The organism is Streptomyces coeruleoprunus (assembly GCF_039542925.1).
Lineage (GTDB): Bacteria > Actinomycetota > Actinomycetes > Streptomycetales > Streptomycetaceae > Streptomyces > Streptomyces coeruleoprunus.
The window spans coordinates 5,737,425-5,753,826 of the sequence record NZ_BAABIT010000001.1; the positions used below are offsets into that span (position 1 = coordinate 5,737,425).

Consider the following 16,402-nt stretch of genomic DNA (forward strand, 5'->3'; position numbering starts at 1 on the left):
CCGTGACTGCACGCACCCCGCTGATGGCGGGCAACTGGAAGATGAACCTCAACCACCTCGAGGCCATCGCCCACGTCCAGAAGCTCGCCTTCGCCCTGAACGACAAGGACTACGCCGCCACCGAGGTCGCGGTGCTCGTGCCGTTCACCGACCTGCGGTCCGTCCAGACCCTGGTCGACGGCGACAAGCTCAAGATCAAGTACGGTGCGCAGGACCTGTCGGCGCACGACTCCGGCGCGTACACCGGTGAGATCTCCGGCGCCATGCTCTCCAAGCTGAGCTGCAGCTATGTCGCCGTGGGCCACTCGGAGCGGCGCCAGTACCACGCCGAGACCGACGAGATCTGCAACGCCAAGGTGAAGGCCGCCTACCAGTACGGCCTGACCCCGATCCTCTGCGTCGGCGAGGGCCTGGACGTCCGCAAGGCCGGCAACCAGGTCGCCCACACCCTCGCGCAGGTCGACGGCGGCCTCAAGGACGTCCCGGCCGAGCAGGCCGCGTCCATCGTGATCGCCTACGAGCCCGTCTGGGCCATCGGCACCGGCGAGGTCGCCACGCCCGAGGACGCCCAGGAGGTCTGCGGGGCGATCCGCGGCCGGCTCGCCGAGCTGTACTCCCAGGAGCTGGCCGACGGCGTCCGCATCCAGTACGGCGGCTCCGTGAAGGCCGGCAACATCGCCGCGATCATGGCCCAGCCCGATGTGGACGGCGCCCTGGTCGGCGGTGCCTCGCTGGACGCCGAGGAGTTCGTCAAGATCGTCCGCTTCCGCGACCAGTGAGTATGCGGTAGGGCGGAATCGTCGTACCCTTGCGGGGGCCCGGGGTTTTTCATGAGTTTCATGAGCCTGGGCCCCCGTCGTCCGTAGAGTTCCGAGAGAATTGCCAGGAAGTAGGGTCCAGCCGTGATTATGGGGTTCTCGATCGCCCTGATCGTGTTCAGCCTGCTGCTGATGCTGCTGGTGCTGATGCACAAGGGGAAGGGTGGCGGTCTCTCCGACATGTTCGGCGGCGGCATGCAGTCGTCCGTCGGCGGCTCCTCGGTCGCCGAGCGCAACCTGGACCGCATCACCGTCGTGGTCGGGCTGCTCTGGGTGGCCTGCATCATCGTGGTCGGTCTGCTGATCAAGATGGAAGGCTGAGCCGCGGCTTCCGGTCCCGGGGGAGAGGTGTAACTCCCCTCACTGGACGCGCGTTGGGCCTTACGTAGACTGGGGCATCCTCGAGCACCATCACGCAGGGAGTGACGACCGTGGCAAGTGGCAACGCGATCCGGGGAAGCCGGGTCGGGGCGGGGCCGATGGGGGAGGCCGAGCGCGGTGAGTCCGCACCCCGGCTCCGTATCTCCTTCTGGTGTTCCAACGGGCACGAGACGCAGCCGAGCTTCGCCAGTGACGCACAGGTCCCGGACACCTGGGACTGTCCGCGGTGCGGCTTCCCGGCGGGCCAGGACCGGGACAACCCGCCGGACCCGCCGCGCACCGAGCCGTACAAGACGCACCTCGCGTACGTGCGTGAGCGGCGCAGCGACGCGGACGGCGAGGCCATCCTCGCCGAGGCGCTCGCCAAACTCCGCGGCGAGATCTGAGCCCCCACCCGGCTCGACCGCCGTCCACAGCTGGACAAGGGCCCTGCCCGCCGAACCGACACGGTTCGGCGGGCAGGGCCTTTTCTGGCCTGTGGACAAGTCCGTGGGAGTCCTCGGGATCAACTAGGTTGGAGGGGCAGCGGGGCAATCAGGCAGGTACGAAGAGAAGTGGGCTGATGTCCGAGATGAACGCAGAATCCAGCCGCGTGAGGCTGACCCGGACGCCGGAGTGGGCCGCGCTGGGCAAGCACCGCGAACAGCTGGGGCAGACGCATCTGCGCGAGCTGTTCGCCGCCGACCCGGCGCGCGGCACCGGCTACACCCTGCGCGTCGGCGATCTCTATCTGGACTACTCGAAGCACCTCGTCACCGACGAGACGCTGGCGCTGCTGCGCGAGCTGGCCGCGGCCACCGGGGTGGCCGGGCTGCGGGACGCGATGTTCCGCGGCGAGAAGATCAACAACACCGAGCACCGGGCCGTGCTGCACACGGCGCTGCGCGCCCCGCGGGACGCCGTCGTCGAGGTCGACGGCGAGAACGTGGTGCCGGGCGTCCACGCCGTCCTGGCCAAGATGGCCGCGTTCTCCGAGCGGATCCGCTCCGGAGCGTGGACGGGCCACACCGGAAAGCCCATCAAGAACGTCGTGAACATCGGGATCGGCGGCTCCGACCTCGGCCCGGCGATGGCGTACGAGGCGCTGCGCGCCTACACCCACCGCGATCTGACGTTCCGTTTCGTCTCCAATGTGGACGGCGCCGACCTGCACGAGGCGATCCGCGACCTGGACGCCGAGGAGACGCTGTTCATCATCGCGTCCAAGACGTTCACCACCATCGAGACCATCACCAACGCCACCTCCGCCCGCGACTGGCTCCTCACGGAGCTGGGGGCCGGCCAGGACGCCGTCGCCCGGCACTTCGTGGCCCTGTCGACCAACGCCGGCAAGGTCGCCGACTTCGGCATCGACACGGCCAACATGTTCGAGTTCTGGGACTGGGTCGGCGGCCGCTACTCGTACGACTCCGCGATCGGCCTCTCCCTGATGATCGCCATCGGCCCGGACCGCTTCCGCGAGATGCTCGACGGCTTCCATCTGGTGGACGAGCACTTCCGCACGGCCCCGCCCGAGGAGAACGCGCCGCTGCTGCTCGGCCTGCTCGGCGTCTGGTACGGGGCGTTCTTCGACGCCCAGTCGCACGCCGTCCTGCCGTACTCGCACTACCTGTCGAAGTTCACGGCCTACCTCCAGCAGCTCGACATGGAGTCCAACGGCAAGTCCGTCGACCGCGACGGCGACCTCGTGGACTACCAGACCGGCCCGGTCGTGTGGGGCACGCCCGGCACGAACGGCCAGCACGCCTACTTCCAGCTGATCCACCAGGGCACGAAGGTCATCCCGGCCGACTTCATCGGCTTCGCCAAGCCGGTCGCCGACCTGCTGCCGGGCCTCGCCGCCCAGCACGACCTGCTGATGGCCAACTTCTTCGCCCAGACGCAGGCCCTCGCCTTCGGCAAGACGCCCGACGAGGTCCGGGCCGAGGGCGTGCCCGAGGAGCTGGTGCCGCACAAGACGTTCCGCGGCAACCACCCCACGACGACGATCCTCGCGGACGAGCTGACCCCGTCCGTGCTCGGCCAGCTCGTCGCGCTGTACGAGCACAAGGTCTTCGTGCAGGGCGCGATCTGGAACGTCGACTCGTTCGACCAGTGGGGCGTCGAGCTGGGGAAGGTCCTGGCCAAGCGCATCGAGCCCGTCCTGACCTCCGGCGTGGGCGGCGAGCAGCTGGACAGCTCCACCGCCGCGCTCGCCGCCGCCTACCAGGCACTGCGGGGGCGGTGACCCGATGACGGGGGAGAACGCGGTGCGGCTGCGGCCGCCGAAGAACGCGCTCAACGAGCGGGCCATCGGCTGGTGGCGAACCCAGCTGCTGTTGTCGACCTTCATTCCGGCGGTGGTCCTGGCCGTCCTGGGCGCGCTGATCGAGCCCACCCGGATGTGGCTGCTGGCCGCCGCGGCGGCCGTGACGGTGGCGGGTCTCGTCGGCACCGCGTTCTTCCCGGGCTGGTGGTACCGCGTCCACCGGTGGGAGGTCACCGACGACGCCGTGTACGTCCGTACGGGGTTCGTCTGGCAGGAGTGGCGCATCGCGCCCATGTCCCGCATCCAGACCGTCGACACCGTACGGGGGCCCCTGGAGCAGGCGTTCCGCCTCGCCACGGTGACGGTGACCACGGCCTCCGCCAAGGGCGCGCTCACCCTCCAGGGCCTCGACCACGAGGTGGCCGCCGACCTGGCCGAGCGCCTCACGCGTATCACCCAGGCCACCCCGGGGGACGCGACATGAGCGCGCGCCCCGAGGAGGGCAGGGGGCCGGAGGGGCACGTGGCCGAGGTGGCCGGCTCGGCTTCCGCTGCGGGGGGCCCCGCGGCGGAGGCCCCCGCGGCAGATGCTCCCGAGGCCCGAGCCCTGGTGGCGGAGGCCGCAGTCGGGGCCTCCGACGGCGAGGGCGGCGACGGGGGCTGGCGGCAGCTCGACCGGCGCATCATGTACGTCGCCGCAGTGCTGGGCGCCGGGTTCGCGGCCGGTGGCGCCGTGCCCGCGTTCCTGGCCCTCGCCTCCTCCATGGGCGGCGGGAGGGCGCTGCTGCTGGTCGCCGCCGGAGCCGTGCTGCTCGTCGTCGGCGGCGCGGTGACCGACCACCTCCGGTGGCGCTGGACGCGCTACCGGGTCGGCGCCGAGCGGGTCGAGCTGCACACCGGGCTCCTGGTCGTCCAGCGGCGCCGCTCCCTGCCCCGCGAGCGCATCCGCAGCGTCGACCTGACGGCCAATCTCCTGCTGCGCCTGTTCGGCCTGGTGAAGGTGCGCATCGGCACCGGCGAGAACACCGGTGGCGGCGAGTCCACCCTGGAACTGGACGCCGTCACGCGCGCCGAGGGCGAGCGGCTGCGCCGGGTGCTGCTGGACCGCGCGGCGGAGGTCCCCGAGGCCGACCACCGGGACGGCGAGCTGGCCCTGCTCGACTTCCGCTGGATCCGGTACGCGCCCATATCGTTCGTCGCCCCGCTGCTCGGCGCCGCCGCGGTCGGCGGCCTGTTCCAGCTCAGCGAGTGGTTCGGCGTCCAGCACGACGTCATCGAGTGGATAGGGGAGCGCTTCCAGGGCGCGGCACTGCTCTGGCTCGTCCTCTCGGTCGCCGCCGCGGCACTCCTCGCCGGGGTGATCGGCGCCCTCGGCCTGTGGGTCGAGATGTGGTGGAACTACCGGCTGGAGCGGGAACCGGGCGGCACCCTGCGGGTGCGCCGGGGACTGCTCACGGCACGCTCGCTGTCCATCGAGGAGCGGCGGCTGCGCGGGGTGGAGCTGGTCGAGCCGTTGGGCCTGCGCCTGTGCGGCGCCGCCCGGGTGGACGCGGTGGCCACCGGCCTGGTCAAGGAGGACGACGACCGGCACGCCGACCACAAGACCCTGCTGCCCGCCGTGCCGCGTACCGTCGCCGACGAGGTCGCCGCCCGGGTGCTGCGCGAACCCGCGCCGCCCACGGGCGCCTCCCTCACGGCTCACCCGGCCGCCGCGCGCACCCGGCGCCTGCGCTGGGCGGTGGGCGCCGCGCTGCTCCCCGCCCTGGTCCTGGCCCTCCTCGGCGCCGTACTGGACGTGCAGGCCCTCCTGTACGCCGCCGCGGGATGCGCCGCCGTCCTCGTGCCGGGCGCGGTGCTCCTCGCCCTGGACGCGTACCGGAACCTCGGCCACGGCGTGAGCGGGGCGTACCTGGTGACCCGATCGGGGAGCGTGCGGCGCGCCACCGTCGCCCTCCAGCGGGGCGGCGTCATCGGCTGGACGCTGAAGCAGTCGTACTTCCAGCGCCGCGCCGGCCTATTGACCCTCACCGCGACGACGGCGGCCGGGGACGGTGCGTACGACGTGTACGACGCGGACGCGAGCGAGGGCCTGCGGTTCGCGGCCGCCGCCGTGCCGGGACTGCTGGAGCCGTTCCTCGAACGCGCCGAGTGACGTACACCGGGACGTACACGGACTGAGCGGCGCACACGCACCGAGCGACGCACACGGCCGGGGTGACGCACGCCATAGGCCCCGTGTCTCCGCCGCCGGGCACTGGTGGTGATCATGTGGCCATGACTTTCACCAGCCGTCGCACGGTACTCACCGCCCTCGCCGCCGCCGCGGTCAGCGGCCCGCTGCTCGGGACCGTCACCGCGTCTCCCGCGTACGCCACCGACGAGTTCGACATCTACACGTCCAACACGGACCTCTACACCAAGCTGGCCGGACAGGAGGGGAGCGACTTCGCACGCCGCTACAAGCGGCACGAGCTCTTCGACCACGACTACACCGCGAGACAGCCCTACAACCGCACCACGATCATGGCGATGCACGGTGGCAGTATCGAGATCGGCACCTCCGAGCTGTGCTTCGGCATAGCCGGCTACCACCCCGCCACGCTCGCGCCGCTGAACGACGGCCTCGGGGTGCACGACTACTGGATGTTCGAGGGCCTGCGCTCCTCCAACAACCGCGAACTGCACGTCACCGCCAAGAACAACGACGACCACGTCGCCCTGTCCATGGCCCGGTCCAGCCTCAACGTCCTCAGCCTGCACGGCTGTACGGCGGCCCAGGCCGGGACGGCCGACCCGCGGGCCGTGGTCGTCGGCGGTCTCAACGAGCGGTTCAAGACGCTGCTGAAGAACGAGTTCACCCGGGCGGGCATCGCCTGGCGGGACGGCAACGAGACCCCCGACCTGGCGGGCGTCAACCCCGACAACCCCTGCAACCGCACCATGCTCGGCAAGGGCGGACAGCTGGAGCTCACCACGGAGCTGCGCGCCGCGATGTTCACGGTCAACACGCGCGCCGGCCGGGCGGGTTCCACCACCGAGGTGTTCGACCGGTTCGTCCGTGCCTGCCGCACCGCCGTCGCCACCCTGCACCAGGACCCGGACCAGGTCATCCTCTGAGGACGACGGAGGCCCGGCCCGTGCACGCACGGACCGGGCCTCCATCGGTCATGAGGTGGTGAACCGTCAGGCGGACGCCGGCGGGTACAGGTCCCGGGGCAGCTCGGACGCCGCCGCCGCGTCCAGCAGCCACAGCGTCCTGGCCCGCCCGTAGGCGCCGGCCGCGGGAGCCTGCAGCTCGCCCGCGCCCGACAGGGCCATGGCCGCCGCCTTCGCCTTGTCCTCGCCCGCCGCGAGCAGCCACACCTCACGGGCCGCCCGTATCGCACGGAACGTCAGCGAGATACGGGTGGGCGGCGGCTTCGGGGCGCCGTGGACGCCCACCACCGTGCGCTCGGTCTCCCGCACCGCCGGGTGCTCCGGGAACAGCGAGGCGACGTGCGTGTCCGGGCCGACGCCCAGCATCAGCACGTCGAACGTCGGCACCGGGCCGTGGTTCTCCGGCCGGGCCGCCACGGCCAGCTCCTCCGCGTACGCGGCGGCCGCCGCGTCCACGTCCGTGCCGTACGCGCCCCCCGACACCGGCATGGAGTGCACCCGCGCGGGGTCCAGCGGCACGCTGTCCAGCAGCGCGGCACGGGCCTGCGTGTCGTTCCGGTCCGGGTCGCCCTCGGGCAGGAACCGCTCGTCGCCCCACCACAGGTCGAGCCGCGACCAGTCGATCGCGTCCCTGGCGGGGGACGAACTCAGCGCGGCCAGCAGGCCGTTGCCGTTGCGGCCACCCGTCAGGACCACCGACGCGGAGCCCCGGGCGGCCTGGGCGTCGACGATCCGGGTGATGAGCCGGGCCGCCGCGGCCTGGGCCATCAGCTCCTTGTCGCGGTGGACGACCAGCTGGGGAGCGCTCACTTCGCCGCCGCCTTCTTGGCCGGGGCCTTCTTCGGCGGCTTCGCGGTAGCGGCCGCGGCGTCCCCGGCCGGCTCCGCGGCGGGCTCCTCCACAGCCTCCGGCTCCGCCGCCGAACCCGACGCCGCCGAACCCGACGCCGCCGAACCCGACGCCGCCGAACCCGATGCCGCCGAACCCGCGGTCCCGGAAGAACCCGCAGCGCCCGACCGCTCACCCAGCCGGTCGACGCCGAAGCGCAGCGCCGACGCGTAGGTGTCGTCCGGGTCGAGGCGCCGCAGCTCCTCGGCGATCAGCTCGGACGTCTCGCGGCGCTTGAGCGCCACCGCCCGGTCCGGCTGCCCCTGGATGGACAGCGTGGCCAGCGAGCCGTCGGGCCGGTCCAGCACGATCGGCCCGCAGTCCGTCGCGAGCCGTACGGCGGTCAGCCCGGGACCCGCCGACGGGGAGCGCTTCACCGAGATCTTCAGCCGGTCCGCCAGCCACATCGCCAGCAGATCGACGCTCGGGTTGAACTCCTCGCCCTCCACCTCGGCGGAGACGACCTCGCACACGACCTGGTCCAGGGCGGCGGCCAGCATCGAACGCCACGGCGTGATCCGGGTCCAGGACAGGTCCGTGTCACCGGGCGTGTACGCCTCGGCGCGGGCCTTCAGCTCCCGGATCGGGTCCTCCGCGTTGTACGTGTCGGTCACCCGGCGCTGGCCGAGCGCGCCCAGCGGGTCGTTGGCCGGGTCGGTCGGCGCGTTGACCGGCCACCACACCACCACGGGCGCGTCCGGCAGCAGCAGCGGCAGCACCACCGACTGGGCGTGGTTGATGACCTCGCCGTACAGCCGCAGGATCACCGTCTCGCCGGTGCCCGCGTCGGCGCCCACCCGCACGTCGGCGTCCAGCCGGGCCTTGGCCCGGTCGCGCGGCGAGCGCGAGACGCGCTTGATGACGACCAGGGTCCGCGACGGGTGCTCGCGGGACGCCTCGTTGGCGGCCCTGAGCGCGTCGTACGCGTTCTCCTCGTCGGTGACGATGACCAGGGTGAGGACCATGCCGACGGCCGGCGTGCCGATGGCCCGCCGCCCCTGCACCAGCGCCTTGTTGATCTTGCTGGAGGTGGTGTCCGTAAGGTCGATCTTCATGGCCGGCGCCAGCTCCGTCCGTCTCGTGCGAGCATTTCGTCCGCCTCGACCGGCCCCCAGGTCCCCGCGGGGTACTGGGCGGGCATGCCGTGCTGGTCCCAGTACTCCTCGATCGGGTCGAGGATCCGCCACGACAGCTCGACCTCCTCCACGCGCGGGAAGAGGTTGGCGTCGCCGAGCAGGACGTCGAGGATGAGCCGCTCGTACGCCTCGGGGCTCGACTCGGTGAACGACTCGCCGTAGGCGAAGTCCATCGAGACGTCCCGCACCTCCATCGAGGTGCCGGGCACCTTCGAGCCGAACCGCATGGTCACGCCCTCGTCCGGCTGGACGCGGATGACCAGCGCGTTCTGGCCCAGCTCCTCCGTCGCCGTGTGGTCGAACGGGGAGTGCGGGGCGCGCTGGAAGACGACCGCGATCTCGGTCACCCGGCGGCCCAGGCGCTTGCCGGTCCGCAGGTAGAACGGCACGCCCGCCCAGCGGCGGTTGTCGATCTCCAGCTTGATCGCGGCGTAGGTGTCGGTCTTGGAGGCCGGGTCGATGCCCTCCTCCTCCAGATAGCCGACGGCCTCCGCGCCACCCTGCCAGGCGGCCGAGTACTGGGCGCGGACCGTGGAGCGGCCCAGGTCCTTGGGCAGCTTCACCGCGCCCAGCACCTTGGTCTTCTCCGCCGCGAGGGCGTCCGCGTCGAACGACGCCGGCTCCTCCATGGCGGTCAGCGCCAGCAGCTGGAGCAGGTGGTTCTGGATCACGTCACGGGCGGCGCCGATGCCGTCGTAGTACCCGGCACGGCCGCCGATGCCGATGTCCTCGGCCATGGTGATCTGCACGTGGTCCACGTACGACCGGTTCCAGATCGGCTCGAAGAGCGTGTTGGCGAACCGCAGCGCCAGGATGTTCTGGACGGTCTCCTTGCCCAGGTAGTGGTCGATCCGGAACACCTGGTCCGGGGTGAACACCTCGTGGACGATCGAGTTGAGTTCCTTCGCCGACGCCAGGTCGTGGCCGAACGGCTTCTCGATGACCGCGCGGCGCCAGGCGCCCTCGCGCTGCTCGGCCAGGCCGTGCTTCTTCAGCTGCTGGACGACCTTGGGGAAGAACTTCGGCGGCACGGAGAGGTAGAAGGCGAAGTTGCCGCCCGTCCCCTGCGCCTTGTCCAGCTCCTCCATCGTGGCCTTCAGCTGCTCGAACGCGTCGTCGTCGCCGAAGTCGCCCTGGACGAAGCGCATCCCCTGGATCAGCTGCTGCCACACCTCCTCGCGGAACGGGGTGCGCGCGTGCTCCTTGACGGCGTCGTGCACCTCCTGCGCGAAGTCCTCGTCCTGCCACTCGCGGCGGGCGAAGCCGATCAGCGAGAAGCCCGGCGGAAGTAGACCCCGGTTCGCGAGGTCGTACACCGCAGGCATCAGCTTCTTGCGGGACAAATCGCCCGTGACGCCGAAAATGACCAGGCCCGACGGCCCCGCGATACGCGGGAGCCGTCGGTCCGCGGCGTCACGCAGCGGATTGCTGCTCGACAAGGTTCCTACGCCTCCGAAGGTGCGAGGCGCTTCAGCTCCGCCTCGGTCGACTTGAGCAGGTCGTTCCAGGACGCCTCGAACTTGTCGACGCCCTCGTCCTCCAGGAGCTGGACCACGTCGTCGTAGCCGATGCCCAGCTTCTCGATCGCGTCCAGTTCGGCACGCGCCTGCTCGTACGTGCCGGCAATGGTGTTGCCGGTGATCTCGCCGTGGTCGGCGGTGGCGTCCAGCGTGGCCTCCGGCATGGTGTTGACCGTGCCCGGCGCGACCAGCTCGTCCACGTACAGCGTGTCCTTGTACGCCGGGTCCTTCACACCGGTCGACGCCCACAGCGGACGCTGCTTGTTGGCCTGCGCCCGGTCCAGCGCCGCCCAGCGCTCCGACCCGAAGACCTCCTCGTACGCCTGGTAGGCGAGGCGAGCGTTCGCGAGGGCCGCCTTGCCGCGCAGCGCCTTGGCCTCCTCGGTGCCGATGCCGTCCAGCCGCTTGTCGATCTCGGTGTCCACGCGGGACACGAAGAAGGACGCCACGGAGTGGATCTTCGACAGGTCCAGGCCGCGCTCCTTGGCCTTCTCCAGACCGGCCAGGTACGCGTCCATGACCGCGCGGTAGCGCTCCAGCGAGAAGATCAGCGTGACGTTGACGCTGATGCCCAGGCCGATCGTCTCGGTGATCGCCGGCAGGCCCGCCTTGGTGGCCGGGATCTTGATCAGCGTGTTCGGGCGGTCCACCAGCCACGCCAGCTGCTTCGCCTCGGCGACCGTGGCGCGCGTGTCGTGGGCCAGGCGCGGGTCGACCTCGATCGACACGCGGCCGTCCTGGCCGTCCGTCGCGTCGAAGACCGGGCGCAGGATGTCGGCGGCGTCACGGACGTCCGCCGTCGTGATCATCCGGATGGCTTCCTCGACGGTCACCTTGCGGGCCGCGAGGTCCGCCAGCTGGAGGTCGTAGCCGTGGCCCTCGGAGATCGCCTTCTGGAAGATCGACGGGTTGGTGGTGACACCCACCACGTGCTGCTGGTCGATCAGCTCCTGGAGGTTGCCGGACGTGATCCGCTTGCGGGACAGGTCGTCCAGCCAGATCGCGACGCCTTCGTCGGAGAGGCGCTTGAGTGCGTCTGTCATGAGAGTTGCATCTCCTACTTGTGCTTGTGCGGGCGTCAGCGCGCCGCGGCCTCGATCGATTCCCGCGCGGCGGCGGCGATCGCCTCCGGGGTGAAGCCGTACTCGCGGAACAGGACCTTGCCGTCGGCCGAGGCGCCGAAGTGCTCCAGCGACACGATCCGGCCCGCGTCGCCCACGTAGCGGTGCCACGTCAGACCAATACCGGCCTCCACCGCCACCCTGGCCTTCACCGACGGCGGAAGCACCGAGTCCCGGTACCCCTGGTCCTGCTCCTCGAACCACTCGACGCACGGCATCGACACGACGCGCGTCGGCACGCCCGCGGCCTGCAGCTGCTCCCGCGCCTCGACGGCCAGGTGCACCTCGGAACCCGTGGCGATCAGTACGACCTGCGGCTCGCCGCCCTCGGCGTCCGTGAGCACGTAGCCGCCCTTCGCGGCGCCCTCGTTCCACTCGTACGTCGGCACGCCCTGGCGGGTCAGCGCGAGGCCGTGCGGGGCGCCCTTGCCGAACTCCTTCGTCCAGCGCTTGAGGACCTCGCGCCACACGATCGCCGTCTCGTTCGCGTCCGCCGGGCGGACCACGTTCAGACCCGGGATCGCGCGCAGCGACGCCAGGTGCTCCACCGGCTGGTGGGTCGGGCCGTCCTCGCCGAGACCGATCGAGTCGTGCGTCCACACGTACGTCACCGGCAGGTGCATCAGCGCGGACAGGCGGACCGCGTTGCGCATGTAGTCGGAGAACACCAGGAAGGTGCCGCCGAAGATCCGGGTGTTGCCGTGCAGCGCGATGCCGTTCATCTCCGCGGCCATGGCGTGCTCACGGATACCGAAGTGGATCGTCCGGCCGTACGGGTCGGCCTCCGGCAGCGGGTTGCCCTCCGGCAGGAACGACGACGTCTTGTCGATCGTCGTGTTGTTCGAGCCGGCCAGGTCGGCGGAGCCGCCCCACAGCTCGGGGATGATCCCGCCGAGCGCCTGGAGGACCTTGCCGGACGCGGCGCGCGTGGCGACGCCCTTGCCGGTCTCGAAGACGGGGAGCTTCTCCTCCCAGCCCTTGGGCAGCTCGCCCGCGGAGATCCGGTCGAACTCGGCGGCGCGCTCCGGGTGGGCGGCACGCCACTCCTGGAGGTCCTTCTCCCAGGCGGCACGGGCCTCACGGCCCCGGTCCAGGGCGCGCCGGGTGTGGGTGATGACCTCGTCGGAGACCTCGAAGGTCTGCTCCGGGTCGAAGCCCAGGACGCGCTTGGTGGCCGCGACCTCCTCGTCGCCGAGCGCCGAGCCGTGCGAGGCCTCGGTGTTCTGCGCGTTCGGCGCGGGCCAGGCGATGATCGAGCGCATCGCGATGAACGACGGACGCCCGGTCTCCGCCTTGGCGGCCTGGATCGCCGCGTACAGCGCGGCCGGGTCGAGGTCGCCGTTCTCCTGCTGCTCGACACGCTGCACGTGCCAGCCGTACGCCTCGTACCGCTTCAGCGTGTCCTCGGACACGGCGGTCTCGGTGTCGCCCTCGATCGAGATGTGGTTGTCGTCCCACAGCATGATCAGGTTGCCGAGCTTCTGGTGGCCGGCCATCGAGGACGCCTCGGCGGCGATGCCCTCCTGGAGGCAGCCGTCACCGGCGACGACGTACACGAAGTGGTCGAACGGGGAGGTGCCCGGGGCGGCCTCCGGGTCGAACAGGCCGCGCTCGTAGCGGGCGGCCATCGCCATGCCCACGGCGTTGGCGACACCCTGGCCCAGCGGGCCCGTGGTCGTCTCGACGCCCTTGGTGTGGCCGTACTCCGGGTGGCCCGGCGTCTTCGAACCCCAGGTGCGGAAGGCCTTCAGGTCGTCCAGCTCCAGGCCGAAGCCGCCCAGGTACAGCTGGGTGTAGAGCGTCAGCGACGAGTGGCCCGCGGACAGCACGAACCGGTCACGGCCGGTCCACTCCGGGTCCGCCGGGTCGTGACGCATCACCTTCTGGAACAGCGTGTACGCGGCCGGGGCCAGGCTCATGGCCGTACCAGGATGGCCGTTGCCGACCTTCTGTACGGCGTCCGCGGCCAGGACACGGGCGGTGTCGACGGCACGCTGGTCCAATTCGGTCCACTCGAGGTCTGTGGTGGTCGGCTTGGTGCTCACCCTCGGTCAGGGCTCCTCTCCACATGTCGCATGCCGATGACGTCGGTCGCACCGGCCGTTGACGAGCCTATCCCGTAAGAACGCGCAATTTTCCGGCTCTTTCCAGGGTGCCGGTACCTGAGCGTGACCGCCTGCTGACAGGATCCGGGCGCATTCAGCAGGTGAATACGGAGCCGCTCATCCGATCGCTCATCCGGTGTCCACCCCCCGTTGTTCGAGCGCTCATCCGAGCGCCGCGCCGGCCCTTTGTGCCGCCCGCCCCCGCAGCGCGGTCAACACGACCGACCCCCGCGAAGGGCGGCGTAGGGGCAACGTCTAGAGTGGCGTGGTACGCGCGAGTCCTTACCGCCCCTTCACCGTTTCTCCGGGCGGGCTCGCTGGGATGTCTCTGTCAGGGGTGTGCGTGACGGCCGTCGAATCCCGTCCAGCGGGGATGATCGGGGGGAACTCGGGCAAGCAGCCACGGGGAGCCCGCGTCAAGGCTTTCGTGGCCCTGACGAAGCCGCGAATCATCGAGCTGCTGCTCATCACGACGGTACCCGTGATGTTCCTCGCCGAACAGGGTGTCCCGGACCTCTGGCTCGTCCTGCACACCTGCTTCGCCGGGTATCTGTCGGCGGGCGGTGCCAACGCGCTCAACATGTACATCGACCGCGACATCGACGCGCTCATGGACCGCACGTCGCAGCGCCCGCTGGTCACCGGCGTGGTCTCGCCGCGCGAGGGCCTGGTCTTCGGCCTCACCCTCGGCGTCGTGTCGACCCTCTGGTTCGGCCTCTTCGTCAACTGGCTCTCGGCCTGGCTCGCGCTCGGTGCGCTGCTCTTCTACGTCGTCGTCTACACGATGATCCTCAAGCGCCGCACCAAGCAGAACATCGTCTGGGGCGGCATCGCCGGCTGCCTGCCGGTCCTCATCGGCTGGTCCTCGGTCACCGACTCGATGTCCTGGGCCGCCGTCATCCTGTTCCTCGTCATCTTCTTCTGGACGCCGCCGCACTACTGGCCGCTGTCCATGAAGGTGAAGGAGGACTACGCGCGCGTGGGCGTGCCGATGCTGCCCGTCGTCGCCTCCAACAAGGTCGTGGCGCGGCAGATCGTCCTCTACAGCTGGGTCATGGTCGCCGTCTCGCTGCTGCTCCAGCCGCTCGGCTACACCGGCTGGTTCTACACGGTCGTCGCGCTCGCCACCGGTGGCTGGTGGCTGTGGGAGGCGCACGCGCTGCAGAACCGGGCCCGGTCGGGCGAGACGGGCGCCAAACTGAAGGAGATGCGGCTTTTCCACTGGTCCATCACCTATGTGTCGCTGCTGTTCCTCGCCGTCGCGGTGGACCCCTTCCTGCGGTAGCCGCACCGGTCGAACGTCCCGACGGGCGGGTCGCGTGGCTAAGACCACGTGGCCCGCCCGTCGCCGATTGATCTACCCGTCGGTAGCATCCTGTTCATGGCAGACACCACCACCAAGCAGGCGGAGCGCAAGGCGGCCAAGCTCGCCAAGCGGATCCAGGCCTTCGCCAAGCAGCACGGCGGCGCCGAGGCCCAGCTCGCCTACATAGGGCAGGCCGGCACCCGCATCGTGCTCGTCGGCGAGGACGGCGGCTGGGGCGACCTGGTCGCCCCGAACCACGCGATCGCCCAGGGCGCCGCCGAGAAGGCGGGCATCACCCTCCACGAGACCTTCGACGGCGACTTCGCCGCCAAGGTCCGCACCGGCCCGTACGAGTGGACCCGGATGGCCGGAATCCAGCTGGGCGGGCCCTCCAACAAGTAAGTCCGTGGCCGCCCGCGACGACCCGGGCGACAACCTCGGAGCGGGTTCACCCGTTAGGACGTGTGCAACGGCCGCGTCCTCCCAGGGAGCCCCGCACATGATCGACACCCCGACGCTGGTGGACCAGTACTGCCACGGGGTGCTCCGCACGGAGCTGGGCCTCGGCACCTTCGAGGCGCAGCTCGCCGGGGACGCCGGGCCGCCGGCGTCCGGCACCACGTTCTTCGACACGCAGACCGGCTTCGCGGTACGGCGCTGGTGCCCGCCGCTCCTCGGCCTGGAACCGCACTGCCCGCCCGCCCGCTACCTCGCCCGGCGCCGGGAACTCGGCGCCCCGGAGGCGGAGCGGCTGCTGCTGCGCGCCACGGGCATCTCCACGTACCTCGTCGACACGGCCCCGCACGGCGATCTGACCGGCCCCGCCGAGATCGCCGCCGCCTCACTCGCCGACGCCCACGAGATCGTCCGCCTCGAACCGCTGGCCCAGCAGGTCGCGGACACGTCCGGCACCGTCGACGGACTCCTCGCCAACCTCTCCGAGGCCGTCCACGGCGCCGCCGCCTCGGCCGTCGCCTTCTCCTGCACCACGGCCGTACGGCACGGCCTCGCCCTCACACCCGAGCCGCCCGGACCCGGCGAGGTACGCGGGGCGGCCGGGCGGTGGCTGGCCGGGCGCAGGGCGGGAGCGCCGCTCACCGACCACGTGCTGCTGCGCCACCTGCTGTGGATCGCCGTCGCCTCCGGACGCCCCCTGCAGCTGCACGCGGGGCCCGACGACCCCATGGCGCTCGGCGACTTCGCCGCGGCGACCGGCGGGCTGGGCACCGACCTGGTGATCCTGCACGGCTACCCGTACCACCGGCAGGCCGCGCAGCTGACGAGCCTCTTCCCGCACGTGTACGCCGACCTGGGCGCCGCCCTGGGGCGCACGGGCTCGCGTGCGGCGGCCGTGCTGGCGGAGACCCTGGAGCTGGCGCCCTTCGGGAAGCTGCTGTTCTCCAGCGGCGCCCGCGGCCTGCCCGAGCTGCACGTGGTGGCCGCCCGCGCGTTCCACGAGGCGCTGGGCCGGGTGCTGGCCGACTGGGTCTGCGCGGGCGCCTGGTCCCGTACGGACGCGGAACGCGTCGCCACGATGCTCGCCTCGGGCAACGCCCGGCGGGTGTACGGGCTGGGCTAGGTCGTGTCCGGCGGATCATGCCTGGGCCGCGGGGTCTGGCACGCGCTCCCCCAAGCCCTGACGGGCAGGGGGGACCCCCAGCGGCGTTGTCGTCGGTCGCGATGGCTCCGCCATCCCTTCCTCCTCCGCCTTGCAGCCGCACGCA

Annotated in this window: 15 protein-coding genes; 10 read left to right on the plus strand and 5 right to left on the minus strand. The window is 71.3% G+C overall.

What is annotated here, in order from left to right; translation table 11 throughout:
* Positions 1–2: 2 nt before the first annotated feature.
* From tpiA to ABEB09_RS25645, 7 genes are all read left to right on the plus strand, one after another.
* Positions 3–779, plus strand: coding sequence for a triose-phosphate isomerase (tpiA, locus tag ABEB09_RS25615; RefSeq protein ID WP_345692263.1), 777 nt, complete (start codon positions 3–5; stop codon positions 777–779).
* Positions 780–902: 123 nt separating this feature from the next.
* Positions 903–1,139 (plus strand): preprotein translocase subunit SecG, encoded by a 237-nt coding sequence (gene secG, locus ABEB09_RS25620; protein ID WP_345692264.1) that lies wholly within the window; start codon positions 903–905, stop codon positions 1,137–1,139.
* Between the two features lie 110 nt (positions 1,140–1,249).
* Complete coding sequence (locus ABEB09_RS25625) at positions 1,250–1,585, plus strand: RNA polymerase-binding protein RbpA (protein ID WP_003957010.1); 336 nt, start codon at positions 1,250–1,252, stop codon at positions 1,583–1,585.
* A 185-nt stretch (positions 1,586–1,770) separates the two neighbouring features.
* On the plus strand, positions 1,771–3,426 hold the full coding sequence (gene pgi, locus ABEB09_RS25630) for a glucose-6-phosphate isomerase (RefSeq protein ID WP_345694086.1): 1,656 nt from the start codon (positions 1,771–1,773) through the stop codon (positions 3,424–3,426).
* A 4-nt stretch (positions 3,427–3,430) separates the two neighbouring features.
* The gene (locus ABEB09_RS25635) at positions 3,431–3,931 is read left to right on the plus strand and encodes a PH domain-containing protein (RefSeq protein WP_345692265.1); all 501 of its coding nucleotides are present in this window, start codon (positions 3,431–3,433) and stop codon (positions 3,929–3,931) included.
* Positions 3,932–4,131: 200 nt separating this feature from the next.
* Entirely contained in the window at positions 4,132–5,598 is a 1,467-nt protein-coding gene (locus tag ABEB09_RS25640; RefSeq protein ID WP_345694087.1) for a PH domain-containing protein, read from the plus strand.
* Positions 5,599–5,720: 122 nt separating this feature from the next.
* Positions 5,721–6,563 carry a poly-gamma-glutamate hydrolase family protein gene (locus ABEB09_RS25645; protein ID WP_345692266.1) on the plus strand — a complete coding sequence of 281 codons (843 nt, stop codon included), beginning with the start codon at positions 5,721–5,723 and terminating at the stop codon, positions 6,561–6,563.
* Between the two features lie 66 nt (positions 6,564–6,629).
* Here the strand turns inward: ABEB09_RS25645 and pgl are convergent, their stop codons facing one another.
* Genes pgl through tkt form a run of 5 tightly spaced genes read right to left on the minus strand, consistent with a single transcriptional unit; the run spans position 6,630 to position 13,312 of the window.
* Positions 6,630–7,412 carry a 6-phosphogluconolactonase gene (gene pgl / locus ABEB09_RS25650; protein WP_345692267.1) on the minus strand — a complete coding sequence of 261 codons (783 nt, stop codon included), beginning with the start codon at positions 7,410–7,412 and terminating at the stop codon, positions 6,630–6,632.
* Complete coding sequence (gene opcA / locus ABEB09_RS25655; protein ID WP_345692268.1) at positions 7,409–8,545, minus strand: glucose-6-phosphate dehydrogenase assembly protein OpcA; 1,137 nt, start codon at positions 8,543–8,545, stop codon at positions 7,409–7,411. The genes pgl and opcA overlap by 4 nt, the downstream gene beginning before the upstream one ends.
* Positions 8,542–10,065, minus strand: a complete 1,524-nt coding sequence (gene zwf, locus ABEB09_RS25660; RefSeq protein WP_345692269.1) for a glucose-6-phosphate dehydrogenase — start codon at positions 10,063–10,065, stop codon at positions 8,542–8,544. Before zwf ends, opcA begins: the two co-directional genes overlap by 4 nt.
* A 5-nt stretch (positions 10,066–10,070) precedes the next feature.
* Positions 10,071–11,189, minus strand: coding sequence for a transaldolase (tal, locus tag ABEB09_RS25665; protein ID WP_345692270.1), 1,119 nt, complete (start codon positions 11,187–11,189; stop codon positions 10,071–10,073).
* 35 nt (positions 11,190–11,224) lie between these two features.
* Positions 11,225–13,312, minus strand: a complete 2,088-nt coding sequence (gene tkt / locus ABEB09_RS25670; RefSeq protein WP_345692271.1) for a transketolase — start codon at positions 13,310–13,312, stop codon at positions 11,225–11,227.
* Between the two features lie 403 nt (positions 13,313–13,715).
* Here tkt and ABEB09_RS25675 point away from each other — a divergent pair, with 403 nt between their 5' ends.
* From ABEB09_RS25675 to ABEB09_RS25685, 3 genes are all read left to right on the plus strand, one after another.
* Entirely contained in the window at positions 13,716–14,657 is a 942-nt protein-coding gene (locus tag ABEB09_RS25675) for a heme o synthase (protein WP_345692272.1), read from the plus strand.
* A gap of 96 nt (positions 14,658–14,753) precedes the next feature.
* The gene (locus ABEB09_RS25680) at positions 14,754–15,080 is read left to right on the plus strand and encodes a hypothetical protein (protein WP_345692273.1); all 327 of its coding nucleotides are present in this window, start codon (positions 14,754–14,756) and stop codon (positions 15,078–15,080) included.
* Between the two features lie 97 nt (positions 15,081–15,177).
* Positions 15,178–16,257, plus strand: coding sequence for an amidohydrolase family protein (locus ABEB09_RS25685; RefSeq protein WP_345692274.1), 1,080 nt, complete (start codon positions 15,178–15,180; stop codon positions 16,255–16,257).
* Positions 16,258–16,402 lie beyond the last annotated feature (145 nt).